The sequence below is a fragment of the uncultured Negativibacillus sp. genome, from assembly GCF_944388365.1.
Taxonomy (GTDB): domain Bacteria; phylum Bacillota; class Clostridia; order Oscillospirales; family Ruminococcaceae; genus Negativibacillus.
Genome location: NZ_CALXIN010000113.1, coordinates 1 through 5296, shown reverse-complemented (window position 1 = coordinate 5296; position 5296 = coordinate 1). Strand labels below are relative to the sequence as shown.

The window sequence follows — 5296 nt, the reverse complement described above, 5'->3', positions numbered from 1 at the left end:
TATATCTCCGAGGGCGCCGTCGCCGCCGGCATCGAGGCGCTGCGCCGCGGCGCCTGCATCGTCACCGACACCCAGATGGCGCGTTCGGGCATCAACAAAACCCGCTTAAAACAGTACGGCGGCGAAGCCTACTGCTTTATGTCCGACGAGGACGTCGCACAGAAGGCAAAAGCGCAGGGAACTACCCGTGCTACCGCCAGCATGGAGAAGGCAGCCGAGCTGTCGGTGCCGCTCATTTTTGCCATCGGCAATGCACCGACGGCGCTGGTCAAGCTCTATGAGCTGATCAAGGAGCAGAAGCTCCGCCCAGAGCTGATTATCGGCGTGCCGGTCGGCTTTGTCAACGTCGTCGAAGCCAAGGAGCTGATCCTGCAGACCGGTGTCCCTTGCATTGTGGCACGCGGAAGAAAGGGCGGCAGCAATGTCGCCGCTGCAATCTGCAACGCCATGCTCTATCAGATGTAATTTCTATCAGGACCTCAGCGGCTTAGCTGAGGTCTTGCTTTGTGTATATTAAATAGGAAGAAAATCTGCGAATAAAGTTTGGTTGCCCTGCGGAACGCTTTGTGCTATACTAGGACATAATTTCGATTTTTTAGGAGGAAGACCCCATGAGGTTTCTACATACCGGCGACCTGCACCTTGGCAGGGTGTTTTCCGAGGCGCGCTATGGCAGAGCCTTTGCTCAGCAGCGCCGCAGGGAACTGCTGGATACCTTTTCGAGAATCATTGACTATGCAAACGAACATCAGGTGGATCTGATTTTGTGCTGCGGAGATTTTCTCAACAGCGACCAGCTTTGCGTGGAGGAGCTGCGCAACATCAATGCGATGATCGAGCGTTTGAAGCGCGCCGTCGTGTTTGCCATCTCGGGCAACCACGACCCGCAGATCGAAAACAGCGCCTATCAAAAGATCAGCTGGAGCCGCAGGCTCTATCTTGCGCCGCCTGGAATCAGCAGGATGACGCTGGAGCCGCTGGGCGCGTCGATCACCTGCCACAGCTGGGATAAAAAGGAGATGACCGAACCGTTTAGTGTCCCAAAGGCGGACGCACACAGCAATCTGTACCAGATTCTGATGCTGCACGCCGATGCACTCTCCGAGGAGAGCCGCTATCTGCCGGTGGACAAAGATGCTCTGTCGCAGGCAGGCTTTGACTATGTAGCGCTGGGACACATCCATTCGCCGATGGAACTTGCACCGAATGTGCGCTACGCCGGCAGTCCGGAGCCGCTGGACTTTGGCGAGGAAGGCAGCCACGGTTTTTGGCTGGTGGACACAGACGAAACAAACCAACAGGTGCAGTTTGTTCCTTTTGCCCGCAGGAACTACCGCACACTGACGGTACAGACCGCGGCACAGGATGCCGAGCTTGCCATCGCTGAGCGCATCGCCGCAAAGCTGCCCTGTCAGGACGACATCTACACCGTCGGGCTCTACGGCACCCATCCGTCCTGCGCAGGCTGGGATCTTTCGCGCATTCGGGAGGAGCTGTTGGGAAAGGGCTATCTCTGCCGCCTGGACGATCAGACCACTCCTGACTATGACCTCAAGCAGCTCGGTCGGGAGAATCAGGGCAACCTCATCGGCGACTTTATCGCGAGCTTCCAAGGGGAAACGATGGACGCTGTCCATCGCCGTGCCCTGGAATATGGGCTGGAAGCGTTGATTTCACAGAAAGGGAGGGAAAGCTAGTGCAGCCGCTGCAGATTATCCGTCTGGAACTGGTGGGATTTGGACAGTTTCGCGGACGAAGCATCACCTTTGGAGAGGGCCTTAACCTGATCGAAGGAGAGAACGAGGCTGGAAAAAGCACCGTGCAGGCGTTTTTGACGGGAATGTTTTACGGCTTTTTCCAGCCGGAGGCAAAGCGCCGCAGCTATACCTTCCATCAGGAAAAGTATAAGCCCTGGGACGGCGGAAGTTATCGCGGCGTGCTGGTCTGCCGACGTGGAGAGCGCAGCTACCGCATCGAGCGTAGCTTTGACCGCGACAGCGAGTCGGTGCGGGTCTACGATGCGCAGACCGGCGAGGACTGCACCCAGGAGTTTCCCTATCATCCGGTCACCCGACAGGTGCAGGTGGGTGAAACGCTGCTGGGCATGACCAAAACCGCCTTCCTCAATACCGCCAGCATCGCCCAGCTGAGCTGCGGCAGTGTTTCCAGGGAGGAGAGCTTCTCGGCGCAGCTAAACGACCGGCTGCTTTCGATGACCGGCACCGGCGATGCGGGACTTTCCCTGCAGGCGGTGCTTTGTCAGCTGGAACAAAAGTCTGAGGCGATCGGCACACCCAAAAAGAGCAGAACTCCCTATGGACAGGCCTGCCAGCGCCAGAAGGAGCTAGAAAGCGAGTGGACGCTCGCCTGTCAGAAGGAAGCGGAGGAACTCCAGCTTCGCCGCCAGCGCACCGAGCTGGAACAACAGCTGCGGCAGCTGCAAAAGGAAAAGACCGCTCTGGAAGCGACCATCCGCGAGGGCTGCCGCAGGCAGCTGGAGGAAAAGTACCTCAAGGCGCAGAACATCAAGCAGCGCATCGAACGGCTGGAACGGGAACAGGAACGGCTGCAAGTTTACAGCAAGGTCGATCTGGCGGCGGTGGATCAGGCACAGAAACGGCTGGGCGCACGGATGCAGATTGCCCGCACCGCCGAAAAATATCGCCGTGCAAACGAACAGCTTACCCAGCGGTGTCGGGAGCTGGAAAACCTGTATGCCACTCTGGAGGTACACAGCGCGGACGAACAGCTGCTGCAGCAGTACGACCTGATGTGTGAACGCAGCCGCCAGCTTGCCCAGCAGAAAGAACAGATCGTTCAGCAGAAGCAGCAGCTGGCAGCGCTCACCGAACAGTGCCGCAGCATTGGATGGGTGGACGCAGAAAAGCTGGAGGCAGATGTGCAGACGATGCGCCGGCTGTCCAAACCGCAGACCTCCTCCTTTCAAAATGCCGCCTGGCTTGCGCTGGGTGTCGGAGCGGTACTTCTGGTGGCGGCGGTCGCGACGGCAGTGCTGGTGCCGTCGATGCGCACCGCCGGTGCACTCACCGCCGTACCTGCGCTGGCGCTATTGATGCTGGGAGGATTTTTGCTCTTTCGTCCGGCACAGCATCCTTCCCGCCGTGCGAAGGTATTGCTCGAGCAGCTGATGGACGATTATCCGCAGCTGAACACCCAGTCCGATCCGCTGGCAGCCATGGAGGAGATGCTCCGCAAAGCGCAGCTGGATAACGACCGGCTGGAACAGTATTCCCGCCAGCAGCGGACATTGGAACAGGAGCTTCGCGACCGCATCCAGACCGCCCAGCAGCTGTATCAGCAACTGGGACAGTATCTTGCGGCGCTGACCGGCAATCCGCAGGCGGATCTGTGCTCCAAATCGCTGCGCGAATCGGTCGGACAGGCAAAGCGTATTCTCGCCGAGCTGCAGCGTCTGCGCCTGCAGCAGACCCAGATGCAACAGGAGGAACAAAACTGCGCGCAGCAGATCGAGCAGATCAACGCCTCGATCGCACAGGCGCTGGTCACCTCCGACCCGCAGAAGGAGAGCATCGCCGCCGACGAGCTGGAATATCGCCGTCAGGGCAAGCGCCGCTACGACGAGGTCTGCATCGAGCTCAACCTCCAAAAGCAGCTGTTTGACGAAACGCTGGGAGGATACAGCTATCACGAGCTGGAACAGACGGTGCGCTCCCATGCTCCATCGGACGGACAGGAAGTTCCCGAACTTTCGGCAGCGCGGGAGCAGCTGCATGAATTAGAACAGCAGCTGGAAACGCTTTCCAAACAGGCAGCCAATCTGGACGGACTGTTTCAGGGCAGGGAGGAAGCACAGCGCCCATCAGGACAGGTGCTGGCAGAGCTGGAGAGCGTCAAGGAGCTCTGCGAGGGCTATCGCTTCGAGCTGGAAGCATTGGGACTTGCAAAGGAAAAGCTTTTGCACCTGAGCGGTCAGCTGCACCGCGACTTTGCGCCGCAGCTCAATGAGCGGGTATCCGCCGCCATCGAACAGATCACTGAAGGACGATACACCCGCGTGGTCATCGACCAGGTGCTGGGCGTCCGCGTGGAGGACCGCCAAAGCGGACAGCTGGTGGAGGCTGCAAATCTCAGCAGCGGCACCTCCGACCTGCTTTATCTGGTGATGCGCATTGAGCTGATGCGCCTGTTGTGCAGTGACTGCCCGATTCCGCTGATTTTGGATGACAGCTTCACCCAGATCGACGACCGCCGCGCCGCACAGCTTCTGCGGTATCTGCAGCAGACCACCGACGGACAGATCCTGTTGTTCAGCTGCCATCGCCGCGAAGGCAAAATGCTGGAACAAGCAGGGATCCATTTTGATAAAATTGTGCTGTAAATCGCACAAACAGTAAAAGGGATGGACAATTTACGTCCATCCCTTTTTACATTGCACAAAAAATGTTGCAAAAGATGTTGGAAATATTAAACTGTGGGATCATTTGTTTGAAAATTGAAAGTTATATGTTATAATAAGAAAAACTATCTGTCATAATAAACGACAGGAGAAAAAGAGGGGAGGAAGATCGAATGGCGTGAGGAGTCAGCTGGATCACAGTGCCGGCGGCACTGTACCATGCCCTGATGGCAGCATCCGTTTTGATGATGCTGTGTTCGGTGGCAGCCCTGATCCTCGGGCGAAATCGAAGTCAAAGGTTTTTTACCGGCTGGATGCTGGTGTTTGTGGGAGGATTTTTGATATTTCTGCTGATCTTCAGAGGAAAGATCGCAATGTGTTGAGAAAAGAAAACGGGCAAAAAGACGCCCGGCAGAGAAGGGAACGATGGATGTGTCTTTTGGGGAAAACTTAAAAAGAGCAAGGAAAGCTGCCGGCATCACCCAGAGTGAGCTGGCCCGCCAGACAGGAATCACCGAACGGTCGATTCATAACTACGAGAAAAACAGCCGCGCACCCAAGATTGATATTGTGGAACGGCTTTGCCGAGCACTGGAGGTTCCCACCGAGCTGCTGATGCAGAGTGGAGACGATGCAGCAGGAGAATCACAGCTGCGGGTGCAACAGCTTCAGAACATGGTTCAGGTGTTGTTTGAAAGCGACATGCTGGACGCCAAAACCAAGGAGCAGTTCTTCCGTCAGGTGACGATGCTCTACTTTGCTTTCAAGGACAGGGAGGACGCATAAATATGGAAAAAATAATCTATCTTGCTGGGGGATGCTTCTGGGGCACCCAGAAATATCTGGACCAGATCAAAGGAGTCGTGCGTACCCAGGTTGGCTTTGCCAACGGAACCACCGAGGCTCCCAGCTATGAGC

The 5296-nt window shown here is 56.9% G+C and carries 6 protein-coding genes; all 6 read left to right on the top strand.

Annotated elements, in window-relative coordinates; genetic code table 11:
• Positions 1 to 465: precorrin-8X methylmutase (locus tag Q0L39_RS10480; RefSeq protein ID WP_296628992.1), on the top strand; the 465-nt coding region annotated here is incomplete at its 5' end.
• A gap of 146 nt (positions 466 to 611) precedes the next feature.
• Positions 612 to 1697 (top strand): DNA repair exonuclease, encoded by a 1086-nt coding sequence (locus Q0L39_RS10475; protein ID WP_296628990.1) that lies wholly within the window; start codon positions 612 to 614, stop codon positions 1695 to 1697.
• Positions 1697 to 4360, top strand: a complete 2664-nt coding sequence (locus Q0L39_RS10470) for an AAA family ATPase (RefSeq protein ID WP_296628988.1) — start codon at positions 1697 to 1699, stop codon at positions 4358 to 4360. Before Q0L39_RS10475 ends, Q0L39_RS10470 begins: the two co-directional genes overlap by 1 nt.
• A gap of 218 nt (positions 4361 to 4578) precedes the next feature.
• The gene (locus Q0L39_RS10465; protein WP_296628987.1) at positions 4579 to 4761 is read left to right on the top strand and encodes a hypothetical protein; all 183 of its coding nucleotides are present in this window, start codon (positions 4579 to 4581) and stop codon (positions 4759 to 4761) included.
• Positions 4762 to 4804: 43 nt separating this feature from the next.
• The gene (locus Q0L39_RS10460; protein WP_296628985.1) at positions 4805 to 5164 is read left to right on the top strand and encodes a helix-turn-helix transcriptional regulator; all 360 of its coding nucleotides are present in this window, start codon (positions 4805 to 4807) and stop codon (positions 5162 to 5164) included.
• Positions 5165 to 5166: 2 nt separating this feature from the next.
• Positions 5167 to 5296: peptide-methionine (S)-S-oxide reductase (locus Q0L39_RS10455; RefSeq protein ID WP_296628993.1), on the top strand; the 130-nt coding region annotated here is incomplete at its 3' end.

Coding starts and splice junctions, on each gene's coding strand:
- Q0L39_RS10475 (WP_296628990.1), top strand. CDS start 612: ATGAGGTTTCTACATACCGGCGACCTGCACCTTGGCAGGGTGTTTTCC.
- Q0L39_RS10460 (WP_296628985.1), top strand. CDS start 4,805: ATGGATGTGTCTTTTGGGGAAAACTTAAAAAGAGCAAGGAAAGCTGCC.